Consider the following 15,166-nt stretch of genomic DNA (forward strand, 5'->3'; position numbering starts at 1 on the left):
CGCACGCCCTTTCCCCTGTCGTGGCCGCTACCGCACCTCCAGCACCAGGATCCTGTCGTCTCCAGGCTTGGGGGTGCCGCGGCCGTCCGTATTGCTCGTGACGAGCCAGAGCTTGTCCCCGCCCGCGGCGAGCACGGTGCGCAGACGGCCGTACTTCTTCTCCAGGAACGCCTGCGGGGCCGCCAGGGGTTCCCCGGTCTCCTTGCCGGACAGCGGAATGCGCCAGAGCCGCTCACCGCGCAGGCCCGCCATCCAGATCGAGCCCTTGACGAAGGCGATCCCGCTGGGGGACGCCTCGGACGGCTTCCACTGGGCCACGGGGTCGACGAAATCCTTACGGCCCGCCTCGCCCTCGACCTCCGGCCAGCCGTAGTTCCCGGCCGGCACGATCCGGTTCAGTTCGTCCCGGCTGTCCTGCCCGAACTCCGACGCCCACAGCTGCTTGTGCCCGTCCCAGGCCAGCCCCTGCACATTGCGGTGCCCGGACGAATACACCACGGAGTCGGCCTCGGGGTTGCCGTGCAGCGGCTGCCCGTCCGGCGTCATCCGCAGGATCTTGCCTGCCAGCGACTCCCGGTCCTGCGCGAGGCCGTCGTCCCCCGTCTCGCCGGTGCCCGCGTACAGCATGCCGTCCGGCCCGAAGGCGATCCGGCCGCCGTTGTGGATCGCGCCCTTGGGGATGCCGCGCAGGATCGTGTCCGGGGCGCCCAGCAGCCGGCCCGGCACCGTGCCGTCCTCGTCGTACTGCATGCGCGCGATGCGGTTGTCGGACTCGGTGGTGAAGTACGCGTACACCAGATGGTCCGAGGCGTACGTGGGGGAGACCGCGATCCCCAGCAGCCCGCCCTCACCGCCCGGGGCCACCCCGGGCACGGAGCCCAGCAGGGTCTTCTTCCCGCTCTTCGCGTCGATCCGGGTGATCGTGCCCTTGTCGCGCGAGGAGACCAGCAGGTCGCCGTCGGGCAGCGCCGCCAGGCCCCAGGGCGATTCCAGGCCCTCCGTGAGCGTGGAGACCACCTTCACCGAGCCCTTCGCGGGCGGCAGGGAGACCGTGGCGGACGGGGAGGGCGACGGGGACGGGGCGGCGGGGGAGGAGGCGGCCGTCGGCGTCCGGCCGGTGCCCGCCGCGCCGCCGGAACCATCCCCGGAGCACCCCGCGGTCAGCACCAGCGAACCTGCGGCCAGCGCGGCCAGCGTCCCCCGCCGCACCGCACCGCGGCGCGGGCCCCGGCACCGCCCGCCGGGCCCCGCCGGGCCCCGTACAGATCCGAACAGAACACCGCGCACAGAACCGATCCCTTCGACGGACACCTGACCACTCCTCAAACACCGTCGCCCCCTTCGGGGTTCCCGGCGCCCGTCGATTGTCCCCGTCCGCCGCCGAAAGCGACGCCGGGAAACGGTGCTGAGAAGCGACACCCGAAAACGGCGTCGGGAAGCGACGCCCGAAAGCGATGCCCGAAAACGGAAGCCCCCGGCCGGGAAACCCGCGGCCACCCGCCGGGGTTCAGTCCCACGACCCCTGGGCCCCGGGCAGCCGGGCGATCTCCGCCAGGTCCCGCGCGGTCAGCTCCAGCCCGGCCGCCCCCGCGTTCTCCACCGCCCAGCGCTCCCGCTTCGTCCCCGGCACCGGCACCACGTGCGGTCCCTGCCGCAGCACCCAGGCCAGCGCCACCTGCGCGACGGTCGCCCCGTGCCGCTCGGCGACCCGCCGCAGCCCGACCACCACCGGCTGGTTCGCCGCCATCATCTCCGCCGTGAACCGGGGATGCCGGGCCCGCAGATCGTCCGGCTCGAAGCCCTGCCCCGGCGTGAGCGTGCCCGTCAGGTAGCCGCTCCCCAGCGGCATGGCCGCCAGCAGCCCCACCCCCCGCGCCGAGCACCACGGAAGCAGGGCGTCCAACGGCTCCGGGGACCAGACCGAGAACTCCGCCTGCACCGCGCTCACCGGGAAGACCTGTTGCACCCGCTCCAGCTGACGGATCGTTTCGTCGTACATCCGCGCCCCCGGCCGCCGCGAGGCCCGCGCCCCGACCGCGCAGAGCCCGAGCGCCCGCACCTTGCCGGCGGTCACCAGCTCCGCCATCGCCCCCCAGGTCTCCTCGACCGGCACCTCGGGATCGGCCCGGTGCAACTGGTACAGGTCGATCACATCGGTCTGCAGCCGGCGCAGCGAGGCGTCACAGGCCCGCCGCACGTAACCGGGACGGCCATTGGCCACGATGTGCTGATCACCCACCAGCAGCCCGCACTTGGTGGAGACGAACGCGTCGGCCCGACGGCCCTTCAGCGCCCGCCCCACCAGCAGCTCATTGGTGAAGGGGCCGTACATGTCGGCGGTGTCGAGCAGCTGCACCCCCGCGTCCAGCGCCGCGTGCACCGTCCGCAACGCACGGTCACCGCGTTGTTGTGACGCGCTGTACGCCCAGCTCATCGGCATGCAGCCGAGACCGACCGCCCCCACGGCGAGCGCCGCCGCACCGAGACTCCTGCGCTCCAACTCCCCGTACCCTCCCTGGGCCCCGCCACCGGACCGCCGTCCGTCGCGGACGCCCGGCGCTTCCCCGAGCTCCCGGCTCCGTCAGGGCAGGGGGGACCCCTGTCCCGGCCCCGGAACTCCCCGGCGCCCCGCGACCGCGCGCGCCGGACGCCGCACGGCGTCCCTGCGGGCGACGACGGCAGTTCGACGACCGGGTTCGTGTCCCGCGATCACGGGACCACACCGCACCCAAAGTAACCTCTGCCGCCCGGCGTCCCTCGCGCAGCCTCCACCGATCGCCCCCGGGAGGCATGTCCTAGCCTCCTGATCATGACTCCGACGAAGACTTCCGACGTGACGACAACCCCCGACGTCTGGCTGCCGTTCACCGCCGACGAGATCGACGGGCTTCCCGAAGGGCTCAACTACCGCTTCTGGGACGGCGGCCCGGACTACCCCGCCGACCCCGCCGACTGCGCCTTCTACGTCGTGCCGTACATGAAGGGGGAGGAGGTCGCGGTCCGTCCGCTCGGCGGCATGACGTCGGTCCGGGTGGTGCAGACCCTCTCGGCGGGCATCGACCACGTCGAACCCGGTCTCGGACTGCTTCCCGCCGGGGTGCGGCTGTGCAACGCCAAGGGGGTCCACGAGGCGTCCACCGCCGAGCTCGCCCTCGCCCTGATCCTGGCCTCCCTGCGCGGCATCCCCCGCTTCGTGCACGGCCAGGACGAGGAGGAGTGGCGGTCGGGCTTCTACCCCGCGCTCGCCGACAAGTCCGTGCTGATCGTGGGCTACGGTTCGATCGGCTCCGCCATCGAGGACCGGCTCGCGCCCTTCGAGTGCGCGCGGGTGGCACGCGTCGCGCGCTCCGCGCGGACGACCGCGCGCGGCCCCGTGCACGCACTCGACGATCTGCCCGCACTCCTGCCCGAGGCCGATGTCGTCGTCCTGTCCACCCCGCTGAACCCGTCCACGCAGGGGCTGGTGGGAGCCGGCTTCCTGGCCGCCATGCGGGACGGGGCGCTGCTCGTGAACGTCGCGCGCGGCGGCGTCGTGGACACCGCGGCGCTGCTGGCCGAACTGGAGTCCGGCCGGCTGCGCGCCGCCCTCGACGTCACCGACCCGGAACCGCTGCCCGCCGGGCACCCCCTCTGGCATGCTCCCCATGTCCTGATCACGCCCCATGTCGGCGGCAGCACCTCGGCGTTCCTGCCGCGCGCCAAGCGGCTGATGGCCGGACAGCTGAGCCGGTTCGCCGCGGGCGAGCCGCTGCGGAACGTCGTGCGCACCACCGAATGACCACGCTGCGGATCCCCGTGACTGCGCAGCGTGCGGACAACGCCCCAGGTCGTCACGGAGAGTAGAGGAACTATGTCCCTGAGTGACGACTCTGGTGTATCGTCCCGAAAGGGGCGCTGCGTCGTGGAAGGGACGGCGCCGGGGGACGCGACACGCGAGGGGGCGATGGGCGATGCACGGCCGATGGGTGGACGATCCGACACCACGGGGCAGTCGACGGGGACCGGCGGGGCGCCGGGTGAGGGCACATCCGGCGGTATCGGGGTCGCGCCGGTGAGCGCGCCGGTCGACGCCCTCGGCGCGCTCCTCTCCCGCCGGTCGGCCGCGTGCGGCCCCTCCGCCCTGTTCTGGCAGCTCCTGCTCGGCTTCCTCTGCGCCGGTTATGCCGTGGGCGCGGCCCTCGGCTGGGGATCACGCCAACTGTCGGTCTTCATGGGCGACTTCGGCCTCAGCGCGGCCGCGCTGATCGCCGCCGTCTCCTGCTTCCTCTACGCGCGCGCCGTCGGCAGCCGGTTCCGGCCGGCCTGGCTGCTGTTCTCGTTCTCCTCGCTCATGGCCGCCGGGGGCAACGCGGTCTGGGGCTGGTACGAGGTCGTGCTCGGGCGCGAGGTGCCCACCCCCTCCGCGGCCGACGCCCTCTTCCTCTGCTTCGCGCCGCCCGCCATCGTCGGGCTGCTCGTCCTCGCCAAGCGCCCGGTCACCAGAGCCGGCTGGGTCTGTCTCGCGCTGGACGCCTGGCTGATCGGCGGCTCGCTCCTCACGCTCTCCTGGAGCCTCGCCCTCGCCCACACCGCCCACCTGGCGGACGCCGAGGGCCCGAGCGTGGCCCGCGCGGCGCTCTCGCTGGCCTACCCGCTGCTCGACATCGTGCTGGTCTCCATGGTGCTCGCCCTGCACTTCCGGCGGGTCGGCGCCGACCGTTCCGCGGTGAACACCGCCGTGGCCGCGCTCGCCGTGACAGTCCTGTCCGACGCCCTGTTCACCTCGCCGCTGCTGCGGCAGAGCTACCACTCCGGACAGTTGCTGGACGCGGGCTGGTTCGCCGGTTCCCTGCTCCTCGCGTACGCCCCCTGGGGTGCCAACAGAGCGGCGGACAACGCTGTCCCGCCACCGGAGCCCCCGCAGTCCGCCAGCCGCCCCGTCGCGAGTTCTCTGGCCGCGCTGACGCCGTACCTCGCGGCCGCCGTCTGCACCCTCGGCATCCTCCACAACGTCATCGAGGGCCGCCGGGTGGACCGCGTCGTGGTCCTCACCGGCTGCGCGGTGGTGCTCGCCCTGGTGGTCCGGCAGGGCATCATGCTCGTCGACAACATCGCCCTCACCCAGGAACTGGCGCAGAAGGAGAACCACTTCCGCTCCCTGGTGCAGGGCTCCAGCGACGTCATCATGATCGCCGCCCCCACCGGCGTCCTGCGCTACGTCAGCCCCGCCGCCGCCGGGGTGTACGGGCGCGACGCCGACGAGCTGGTCGGGGCCGAGCTCTCCTCGATCATCCATCCGGACGACCTGGGGCGGGTGGTCCACGAAGTGCGCCGGTTCCTCGCCGCCCCGCCGGGCGAGGAACCCACCACCCGCATCGAGTGCCGCTTCCGCTCGGGCACGGGCGACTGGCTCAACGTCGAGTCCACCGTCAACCGCCATCAGGGCGGCCTGATCCTCAACAGCCGCGACGTCACCGAACGGGTGCGGCTGCAGGCCCAGTTGCAGCACAACGCCGAGCACGACCCGCTCACCGACCTGCCCAACCGCGCCCTGTTCACCAAGCGGGTCCGTCAGGCCCTCGGCGGCCGGCGGGCCGGTGACCAGGGCACGGCCGTGCTCTTCATCGACCTCGACGGCTTCAAATCGGTCAACGACCGCCTCGGCCACCAGACGGGCGACGAACTCCTCGTCCAGGCCGCCCACCGCCTCCAGCAGTCCGTCCGGTCCGGCGACACCGCGGCCCGGCTCGGCGGCGACGAGTTCGCGGCGATCATCCTCGGCGACGGCACCCGCGACCAGGGCGCCCGGGAGTGCCAGGTCCACGAGATCGCCGACCGGCTGCGCGTCACCCTCTCCCAGCCGTACCGGATCGGCGGCGGGGACGTGCGGGTCGCCGCCTCCATCGGGGTCGCCTTCGCCGAGCCCGGCATCAGCCCCAGCGACCTCATGCGCAACGCCGACCTCGCCATGTACCGCGCCAAGGCGGGCGGCAAGAACCGCGTCGAGCTGTACGCCCCGCAGATGCAGGCCGAGGTCGTGCGCCGCTCCGAGCTCTCCGCCCGGCTGCGCACCGCACTGCGCGACGGCGAGTTCGCCCTGCTCCACCAGCCCGTGGTGCACCTCGCCAGTGGCACGGTCGCCGCCGTCACCGCCCAGGCCCGCTGGCGCTCCGCCCAGGGCATCCTGTTCACCCCGGCCGAGTTCCTCCGCGTCGCCGAGGACAACGACCGCACCGCCGAACTCGGCCGCTGGCTCCTGGAGGAGGCCGTCGCACAGGCCGCCGAACGGGCGAGGGCGGGGCACCCGGTCCCCGTGACCGTGCGGCTCCCCGCCCGCAGACTCCTCGACAAGGGGCTCCCGTTCAGCTCCGTCGAGGCGCTGCTCACCCGGCACGGCCTGCCCTCCGGAGCCCTCATGATCGAAGTCGCCGACAGCGACCCCCGGATCTCCTTCGACGAACTGGAGCAACGCCTCGTGGCCCTGCGCCGCCTCGGTGTCCGCATCGCGCTCGACGGCTTCGGCAGCGGCTACGCCGCGATCAACGCCCTGCGCCGGCTCCCCATCGACGTACTGAAACTCGACCGCGGCCTCGTCGACGGCGTCGTGGAGTCCGCCCGGCTGCACAAGATCACCAGCGGTCTCCTGCGGATCGCCTGCGATCTCGGCATGCAGTCCGTGGCCGACGGGGTGGATGCGCCGGAGCAGGTCCTCGCGCTGCGCGCCATGGGCTGCACGCACGGCCAGGGGATGGCGTTCTCCGGCCCGCTCGACGAGTACCGGCTGCGCCGCGCCCTGGCCCGCGGCGAGTTCCCGGTGCCCGGCACCGGCACCGGGAGACCGGTTCTGACCGGGGGTTTCACCCGTTCGGGCGGTTCACATGTCGAGACGACCGTCCCACCCACTTGACATGGTGAGTGCGTCGGAGAGAGGGTCATTGCCATGCGCACCCGAATTCTCGTACTTGGAAAGCGCGTCGGCTGAAGCAGAGTCCCTCGCTCGACACTCTGCAGGACCCCACCGACGCGCTCCCCTCGCTTGCCTCACGGCACGAGGGGTTTTTTGTTGCACTGACACCAGGCAAAACATCTCAAAAAACCCGCAAGAACCCTCAGCTTCGAGAAGAGAATGCCGATGACCGAGCAGGCCACCGGGGCCCACCACCCCCAGCCGCGGGCCCGTAACGGCGGGTCCCCCGCCGCCACCGTCGAGCACGTCACGGGCGCGCAGTCCCTCGTCCGCTCCCTGGAGGAAGTGGGCGCCGACACGGTATTCGGCATTCCCGGCGGCGCCATCCTCCCGGCGTACGACCCGATGATGGACTCCACCCGGGTCCGCCACGTCCTGGTCCGCCACGAGCAGGGCGCCGGACACGCCGCCACCGGCTACGCCCAGGCGACCGGCAGGGTCGGCGTCTGCATGGCCACCTCGGGCCCCGGCGCCACCAACCTGGTCACGCCGATCGCCGACGCCCACATGGACTCCGTCCCGCTGGTCGCGATCACCGGCCAGGTCGCCTCCAGCGCCATCGGGACGGACGCCTTCCAGGAAGCCGACATCTGCGGCATCACGATGCCGGTCACCAAGCACAACTTCCTGGTCACCAGGGCCGAGGACATCCCGCACACGATCGCCGAGGCGTTCCACATCGCCTCCACCGGCCGTCCGGGCCCGGTCCTCGTCGACATCGCCAAGGACGCCCTCCAGGCGAAGACCACGTTCAGCTGGCCGCCCACCCAGGACCTGCCCGGCTACCGCCCGGTCACCAAGCCGCACGCCAAGCAGATCCGCGAGGCCGCCAAGCTGATCGTCCAGGCCCGCCGCCCGGTGCTCTACGTCGGCGGCGGCGTCATCAAGGCCGGGGCCACCGCCGAGCTGAAGGTCCTCGCCGAGCTCACCGGAGCGCCCGTCACCACCACGCTGATGGCGCTCGGCGCATTCCCCGACAGCCACCCGCTGCACGTCGGAATGCCGGGCATGCACGGTGCGGTCACCGCCGTCACCGCGCTGCAGAAGGCCGACCTGATCGTCGCCGTCGGAGCCCGTTTCGACGACCGCGTCACCGGCAAGCTGGACAGCTTCGCCCCGTACGCCAAGATCGTCCACGCCGACATCGACCCGGCCGAGATCGGCAAGAACCGCGCCGCCGACGTCCCGATCGTGGGCGACGCCCGCGAGGTCCTGGCCGACCTGGTCCAGGCCGTCCAGGCCGAGCACACCGACGGCCACGTCGGCGACTACGACGCCTGGTGGAAGGACCTCGACCGCTGGCGCGACACCTACCCGCTCGGCTACGACCTGCCCGAGGACGGCAGCCTCTCGCCGCAGCAGGTCATCCAGCGCATCGGACAGCTCGCCCCCGAGGGCACGATCTTCGCGGCGGGCGTCGGCCAGCACCAGATGTGGGCCTCGCACTTCATCCAGTACGAGCAGCCCGCCACCTGGCTGAACTCCGGCGGCGCCGGAACGATGGGGTACGCGGTCCCGGCCGCGATGGGTGCCAAGGCCGGCATGCCCGACCGCACCGTCTGGGCGATCGACGGCGACGGCTGCTTCCAGATGACCAACCAGGAACTCACCACCTGCGCGCTCAACAACATCCCGATCAAGGTCGCGATCATCAACAACGGCGCGCTCGGGATGGTCCGCCAGTGGCAGACCCTGTTCTACAACCAGCGGTACTCCAACACCGTCCTGCACTCCGGGGCCGACACCGAGGGCGCCCCGGCGAAGGGCACCCGCGTCCCGGACTTCGTCAAGCTGTCCGAGGCCATGGGCTGCCACGCGATCCGCTGCGAGGACCCGGCCGACCTGGACAAGGTCATCGAAGAGGCCAACTCCATCAACGACCGCCCCGTCGTGATCGACTTCATCGTCCACGAGGACGCCATGGTGTGGCCGATGGTCGCCGCCGGTACCTCGAACGACGAGGTCATGGCCGCCCGCGGGGTCCGCCCCGACTTCGGCGACAACGAAGACGACTGAGAGACAGAGAGAGACCGACTCCATGTCCACCAAGCACACGCTCTCCGTCCTGGTCGAGAACAAGCCCGGTGTCCTCGCCCGGATCACCGCCCTGTTCTCCCGCCGCGGCTTCAACATCGACTCGCTCGCGGTCGGTACCACCGAACACCCCGACATCTCCCGCATCACCATCGTCGTGAGTGTCGAGGACCTGCCACTGGAGCAGGTGACCAAGCAGCTCAACAAGCTGGTCAACGTCCTGAAGATCGTCGAACTCGAGCCGTCCGCTGCGATCCAGCGCGAGCTCGTCCTGGTGAAGGTCCGCGCCGACAACGAGACCCGCTCCCAGATCGTCGAGATCGTCAAGCTGTTCCGGGCCAAGACCGTGGACGTCTCCCCCGAGGCCGTCACGATCGAGGCGACCGGCGGCGCCGACAAGCTGGAGGCCATGCTCAAGATGCTGGAGCAGTACGGCATCAAGGAGCTGGTCCAGTCGGGCACCATCGCCATAGGGCGCGGCGCGCGCTCGATCACCGACCGTTCGCTGCGCGCCCTGGACCGTACGGCGTAGGACCCTCCGCCGGACGGGTCCCGGATCCGCCGCCCGCATGGCAAGACCCCGAAACGTATTCGACGCACCCGCCGTACGGTGGGACGCAACACCTGCACACCAAGGAGAAACCCAGTGGCCGAGCTGTTCTACGACGCCGACGCCGACCTGTCCATCATCCAGGGCCGCAAGGTCGCGGTCATCGGCTACGGCAGCCAGGGTCACGCCCACGCGCTGTCGCTGCGCGACTCGGGTGTCGACGTCCGTGTCGGTCTGCACGAGGGCTCCAAGTCCAAGGTCAAGGCCGAGGAGCAGGGCCTGCGCGTGGTGACCCCGTCCGAGGCCGCCGCCGAGGCCGACGTCATCATGATCCTGGTCCCGGACCCGATCCAGGCCCAGGTCTACGAGGAGTCCATCAAGGACAACCTCAAGGCGGGCGACGCGCTGTTCTTCGGCCACGGCCTGAACATCCGCTTCGACTTCATCAAGCCGCCGGCCGACGTCGACGTCTGCATGGTCGCCCCGAAGGGCCCGGGCCACCTGGTCCGCCGCCAGTACGAGGAGGGCCGCGGCGTCCCGTGCATCGTGGCCGTCGAGCAGGACGCCTCGGGCAACGGCCTGGCGCTCGCCCTGTCGTACGCCAAGGGCATCGGCGGCACCCGCGCCGGCGTCATCAAGACGACCTTCACCGAGGAGACCGAGACCGACCTCTTCGGTGAGCAGGCCGTCCTCTGCGGTGGCACCGCCGCTCTGGTCAAGGCCGGTTTCGAGACCCTGACCGAGGCCGGTTACCAGCCGGAGATCGCGTACTTCGAGTGCCTGCACGAGCTGAAGCTCATCGTGGACCTCATGTACGAGGGCGGCCTGGAGAAGATGCGCTGGTCCATCTCGGAGACCGCCGAGTGGGGCGACTACGTCACCGGCCCGCGGATCATCACCGACGCCACCAAGGCCGAGATGAAGAAGGTCCTCGCGGAGATCCAGGACGGCACCTTCGCCAAGAACTGGATGGACGAGTACCACGGCGGTCTGAAGAAGTACAACGAGTACAAGAAGGCCGACAGCGACCACCTCCTGGAGACCACGGGCCGCGAGCTGCGCAAGCTCATGAGCTGGGTCAACGACGAGGACGCGTGACACCGGCGCCCCGGGGGCGGGCCCTGCGGCCCGCCCCCGGGGCGTTCCCGTCGTTCCACCGCCGGAAGAAGCGGCGCGCCGTACGTGTGTACAAGTCGTCCACCCCCGTGTGGGTGATCCTTCCGAGGGGGCGCAGTGCGCCTCCGGTCACATGACTACACTGCTCCACACATACACGCGTCAGGCCCACAGTGTCGTGCGTCTTCCACGCGGCAAGCCCCTCCACGCCTGCGGCCGTCGGGACGGCCGTCCGCACTGGAACTGTGAGGACTCACGTGAGCTCGAAACCTGTCGTACTCATCGCTGAAGAGCTGTCGCCCGCCACGGTTGACGCCCTGGGCCCGGACTTCGAGATCCGGCACTGCAACGGCGCGGACCGCGCCGAGCTCCTCCCGGCGATCGCCGACGTCGACGCCATCCTGGTCCGCTCGGCCACCAAGGTCGACGCCGAGGCCATCGCCGCCGCCGGGAAGCTGAAGGTCGTCGCACGCGCGGGCGTCGGTCTGGACAACGTGGACGTCTCCGCCGCCACCAAGGCGGGCGTGATGGTCGTCAACGCCCCGACCTCCAACATCGTCACCGCCGCCGAGCTGGCCTGCGGTCTGCTGGTCGCCACCGCGCGCAACATCCCGCAGGCCAACACCGCCCTCAAGAACGGCGAGTGGAAGCGCTCGAAGTACACCGGCGTCGAGCTGAGCGAGAAGACCCTCGGCGTCGTCGGCCTCGGCCGGATCGGCGTCCTGGTCGCCCAGCGCATGTCGGCCTTCGGCATGAAGATCGTCGCGTACGACCCCTACGTGCAGCCCGCGCGGGCCGCGCAGATGGGCGTCAAGCTCCTCTCGCTCGACGAGCTGCTGGAGGTCGCCGACTTCATCACCGTGCACCTGCCCAAGACCCCCGAGACGATCGGCCTGATCGGCGACGAGGCGCTGCACAAGGTGAAGCCCTCGGTGCGCATCGTCAACGCCGCGCGCGGCGGCATCGTCGACGAGGCGGCACTCGCCTCCGCGCTCAAGGAGGGCCGCGTCGCGGGCGCCGGCCTCGACGTGTACGCGAAGGAGCCCTGCACGGACTCCCCGCTGTTCGCGTTCGACCAGGTCGTCTGCACCCCGCACCTCGGCGCCTCCACCGACGAGGCCCAGGAGAAGGCGGGCATCGCGGTCGCCAAGTCCGTGCGCCTGGCCCTCGCCGGCGAGCTCGTGCCGGACGCGGTCAACGTCCAGGGCGGCGTGATCGCCGAGGACGTGCGTCCGGGCCTGCCGCTCGCCGAGAAGCTCGGCCGGATCTTCACCGCGCTCGCGGGCGAGGTCGCGGTCCGCCTCGACGTCGAGGTGTACGGCGAGATCACCCAGCACGACGTCAAGGTGCTCGAACTCTCCGCGCTCAAGGGCGTGTTCGAGGACGTCGTCGACGAGACCGTGTCGTACGTGAACGCCCCGCTCTTCGCGCAGGAGCGCGGTGTCGAGGTCCGTCTCACCACCAGCTCCGAGTCGCCCGACCACCGCAACGTGGTCACCGTCCGCGGCACGCTCTCGGGCGGCGAGGAGGTCGCGGTCTCCGGCACGCTGGCCGGCCCCAAGCACCTCCAGAAGATCGTCGCCGTCGGCGAGTACGACGTGGACCTGGCGCTGGCCGACCACATGGTCGTGCTGCGCTACGAGGACCGCCCCGGCGTCGTCGGCACGGTCGGCCGGATCCTCGGCGAGGCCGGCCTGAACATCGCGGGCATGCAGGTCTCGCGGACGGGCGCGGGCGGCGAGGCGCTGGTCGTGCTCACCGTCGACGACGACGTCCCGGCCGCGGTGCTCGCCGAGATCTCCTCGGAGATCGGTGCCGCCTCGGCCCGCACGGTGAACCTGACCGACTGACCGGTCCCGGCTCCAGCACGTACCCGGAATCCGGACAACCGTCTTATACGGACGTCTGGGCGCCGGGTACGCTGCTGTCATGGGACACCGTGAGGACCTGCTCGAAGGCGCCAAGCGCTGCCTGCTGGAGAAGGGATACGCGCGGACGACGGCGCGCGACGTCGTGGCCGCCTCCGGCACGAACCTCGCCTCCATCGGCTACCACTACGGCTCCAAGGAGGCTCTGCTCAACCTCGCCTTCCTCAAGGTGACGGAGGAGTGGGGCGATGCGCTCACCGAGAAGCGGGACGCGGACGGCGACGGGGCGTCCCGGCCGCCGCTCGACCAGTTCCGCGACACCTGGCAGCGGGTGATCGACGGCTTCGAGGAGACCCGGCCTGTCTGGCGGCTCCAGATGGAGGTCGTCTCCCGGATCGACCAGGACCCGGAGCTGCGGAAGGCCCTGCTGGGCCCGCAGCGCGAGGGCCGCGGGAGTCTTGCCGGGAACATGCTCGGCATCGACCCGGAGAAGGACCCCGAGAAGGCGCGGGTGGCCGGGCTGTTCTGCCAGGCGCTGCTCACGGGCGTGATGGTGCAGTGGCTGATGGACGGCGAATCCGCGCCGTCCGCACAGGATCTGACGGATGGTCTGCAGGCGGTACTGGAGGGGTGGGAGTCCTGACCGTGCCGGGGGCGGGGGCGCCCCGGTCCGGCGGCACGGCGGAACCGTGCGGCGGTTCCGGGCGACGAAGGGGGAGCAGGGACATGAACGACAGGGTGCGGGGCCTTCGGGCCTCCCGGCCGGAGCGGGTCGGGGGATGCGGGGGCGGGAGGCGCCCGGCATGCGCCGGACACCGGTCGCCGAGGCCGGTGCGGCTCACGGAACCGCTTCCCGGAGCGACGGCCCCGACCCGCCGGACCGCCCCGTGAGCGCCCGCGCCGGGGAGACCTTCGCCCTCGCCCGAGCACTGGCCGACGTCCGGGAACTGCTGGCCGGCCCGGTGCCGGAGGCCGGTCCCACCGTGGCCGAGGGCGAGCCGGGCACGGGGGAGTGGACCACCACCACCGGCCCGGGATTCCGCATCGTCCCGCTCTGGGAGGGCGACTCGCTGACCGGCGTGCACGGACCCGAGTGGAACGAGGCCGTGGACGCGTCCGAGTCCCATCTCGCCGATCTGGCGGCGGAGTTGGACCGCGAGTGGGGTCCGCGCCGGGTGGTGCCCCTGCACGTGCCGATGCTGCGCCGCCAACGGGGCGTCCAGGTCGAGCCGCTGTTCGAGGCGCTGTTCTCCGAGGACCTCTACGGGGACCTGACGGTCTGGGGTCCGGTCGTCGGCACCGGCCGCTGGGTCGCGCTGGGCGTGGGCCACAGCGACGGGGACGCGCCGCTGGTGCTGGCCGCCCTCGTCAGCCTCCGGCCCGTCACCGCCCCGGACACCGACGACGGGTGACCGGGGCCGGCCGGTGATCCAGGACGTCAGGACGTCGGCGGGGCCGCCGGGCCCCGGACGGTCCGCAGGCGCGCGGTCTTGAGCGCCATGTGGAGCAGCAGCCGGTCCTCGCCGTCGTTCAGGTCGAGTCCGGTGAGCTGCTGGATCCGGGAGAGCCGGTAGTACAGCGTCTGGCGGTGGACGCCCAGCTCGGCGGCGGTCCGGGAGGCCTGGCCCGCGCAGTCGAGGAACACCTCGGCGGTGTGGGCCAGCTCCTTGTGCGCGGGGGTGAGCAGGGCGCGGACGGCGAAGTCCGCGGCCGCCCCCGCCGGAAGCGCGGTCAACAGCCGGTACGGGCCGATCGCGGGCCAACCGGCGATCGGGCCGAAGCGGGACTCGGCCGCCGCGGCGCGGGCCGCGCCCGCCGCCTCGTGCCAGGCCGCGCCCAGGTCCGCGAGGCCCCGGCGGGGGGCGGAGATCCCGGCGGTGGCGTCCCGGCCGACGGTGGAACGCAGCCGCTCCGCAGCGGTGAGGGCCGGTGCGAGGACCTCGGCCGAGCGCAGCCGGACCAGCGTGGCCAGCGCCGGGAGCCCGGCGTCCGGGAGCGGGACGGAGGCCAGCGCCGCAGCCGACGGCACCGTACGGACCGACGGCGGTTCGTCCGGCCACGGCGTCACGCACACCACCGCGTGCAGCCCCTCCGCGTCCGGCCCCAGCGCCTCGTGCAGCGCGGCCACCGCCATGTCGCGCTGCCAGCCCCGCCCCGCGGTCAGGACCGCGCCGAACTCGCGGGACGGGTCCGAGCCCGCCCGCGCCTCGGCGGCGAGCAGCGCCCCGATCCGGGCCGCCACCTCCATCGCCGCCTTCAGCTGCTCGTCGGTCGGCCCCGGCTCGGCGTCGAGCAGCCACACGTAACCGAGCACGGCGCTCCGATGGCGTACGGGAAGACAGAGCCGGTCCCGGAAGACCCCGGCCTCCGGGGCGGCCGGGATGCGGACCGGGCCGGTGGCGCGCGTGATGCCGAAGCCCTCGAACCAGGCGCGGACCGCGGGGGTGGAGCGGCGGGTCAGGATCGAGCGGGTGCGGACCGGGTCCATCGCGCTGTCGTCGTCGCTGTCGTGCGCGCCGAAGGCGACCAGCGCGAAATCCCGGTCCTCCAGCGTCGCCGGAGCGCCGAGCAGGCCGGAGATCTCGTCCACCAGCTCCTGGTAATCGCCCTTCACCCGGCCATTCTCGCACCCCCTCAGACAAATGTCTGAGA

The 15,166-nt window shown here is 72.1% G+C and carries 11 protein-coding genes; 8 read left to right on the forward strand and 3 right to left on the reverse strand.

All coding sequences use genetic code 11. The features are described 5' to 3' along the window. Positions 1 to 27: 27 nt before the first annotated feature. Together OCT49_RS25785 and OCT49_RS25790 are read right to left on the reverse strand one after the other, a co-directional pair. The gene (locus OCT49_RS25785; protein ID WP_283855947.1) at positions 28 to 1,194 is read right to left on the reverse strand and encodes a PQQ-dependent sugar dehydrogenase; all 1,167 of its coding nucleotides are present in this window, start codon (positions 1,192 to 1,194) and stop codon (positions 28 to 30) included. A 313-nt stretch (positions 1,195 to 1,507) separates the two neighbouring features. Next, positions 1,508 to 2,500 carry an aldo/keto reductase gene (locus OCT49_RS25790; protein ID WP_283854198.1) on the reverse strand — a complete coding sequence of 331 codons (993 nt, stop codon included), beginning with the start codon at positions 2,498 to 2,500 and terminating at the stop codon, positions 1,508 to 1,510. 309 nt (positions 2,501 to 2,809) lie between these two features. Here OCT49_RS25790 and OCT49_RS25795 point away from each other — a divergent pair, with 309 nt between their 5' ends. The 8 genes from OCT49_RS25795 (at position 2,810) to OCT49_RS25830 (ending at position 13,926) form a co-directional block, all read left to right on the forward strand. Next, positions 2,810 to 3,778: a 2-hydroxyacid dehydrogenase gene (locus OCT49_RS25795; protein WP_283854199.1), complete on the forward strand. Its 969-nt coding sequence runs from the start codon at positions 2,810 to 2,812 to the stop codon at positions 3,776 to 3,778. A gap of 273 nt (positions 3,779 to 4,051) precedes the next feature. Next, a complete protein-coding gene (locus tag OCT49_RS25800) occupies positions 4,052 to 6,886 on the forward strand; it encodes a putative bifunctional diguanylate cyclase/phosphodiesterase (RefSeq protein ID WP_283854200.1) in 2,835 nt (944 codons plus the stop codon). A 219-nt stretch (positions 6,887 to 7,105) separates the two neighbouring features. Further along, positions 7,106 to 8,962, forward strand: a complete 1,857-nt coding sequence (locus OCT49_RS25805; protein ID WP_283854201.1) for an acetolactate synthase large subunit — start codon at positions 7,106 to 7,108, stop codon at positions 8,960 to 8,962. 22 nt (positions 8,963 to 8,984) lie between these two features. Continuing rightward, a complete protein-coding gene (ilvN, locus tag OCT49_RS25810; RefSeq protein WP_148839397.1) occupies positions 8,985 to 9,512 on the forward strand; it encodes an acetolactate synthase small subunit in 528 nt (175 codons plus the stop codon). A gap of 114 nt (positions 9,513 to 9,626) precedes the next feature. After that, positions 9,627 to 10,628, forward strand: a complete 1,002-nt coding sequence (gene ilvC, locus OCT49_RS25815) for a ketol-acid reductoisomerase (RefSeq protein WP_283854202.1) — start codon at positions 9,627 to 9,629, stop codon at positions 10,626 to 10,628. A gap of 275 nt (positions 10,629 to 10,903) precedes the next feature. After that, on the forward strand, positions 10,904 to 12,496 hold the full coding sequence (gene serA, locus OCT49_RS25820; protein ID WP_283854203.1) for a phosphoglycerate dehydrogenase: 1,593 nt from the start codon (positions 10,904 to 10,906) through the stop codon (positions 12,494 to 12,496). 79 nt (positions 12,497 to 12,575) lie between these two features. Next, a complete protein-coding gene (locus tag OCT49_RS25825; protein ID WP_283854204.1) occupies positions 12,576 to 13,157 on the forward strand; it encodes a TetR/AcrR family transcriptional regulator in 582 nt (193 codons plus the stop codon). Between the two features lie 244 nt (positions 13,158 to 13,401). Continuing rightward, on the forward strand, positions 13,402 to 13,926 hold the full coding sequence (locus tag OCT49_RS25830; RefSeq protein ID WP_283855948.1) for a hypothetical protein: 525 nt from the start codon (positions 13,402 to 13,404) through the stop codon (positions 13,924 to 13,926). Between the two features lie 26 nt (positions 13,927 to 13,952). On the opposite strand, the gene OCT49_RS25835 is transcribed toward OCT49_RS25830, so the two are convergent. Continuing rightward, entirely contained in the window at positions 13,953 to 15,128 is a 1,176-nt protein-coding gene (locus tag OCT49_RS25835; RefSeq protein ID WP_283854205.1) for a PucR family transcriptional regulator, read from the reverse strand. Positions 15,129 to 15,166 lie beyond the last annotated feature (38 nt).

It is taken from the genome of Streptomyces sp. ML-6 (assembly GCF_030116705.1).
GTDB lineage: Bacteria > Actinomycetota > Actinomycetes > Streptomycetales > Streptomycetaceae > Streptomyces.

Excerpts from the sequence above, each read along its gene's own strand:
- ilvN (WP_148839397.1), top strand. The coding sequence starts at position 8,985 with ATGTCCACCAAGCACACGCTCTCCGTCCTGGTCGAGAACAAGCCCGGT.
- OCT49_RS25795 (WP_283854199.1), top strand. The coding sequence starts at position 2,810 with ATGACTCCGACGAAGACTTCCGACGTGACGACAACCCCCGACGTCTGG.
- OCT49_RS25805 (WP_283854201.1), top strand. The coding sequence starts at position 7,106 with ATGCCGATGACCGAGCAGGCCACCGGGGCCCACCACCCCCAGCCGCGG.
- OCT49_RS25825 (WP_283854204.1), top strand. The coding sequence starts at position 12,576 with ATGGGACACCGTGAGGACCTGCTCGAAGGCGCCAAGCGCTGCCTGCTG.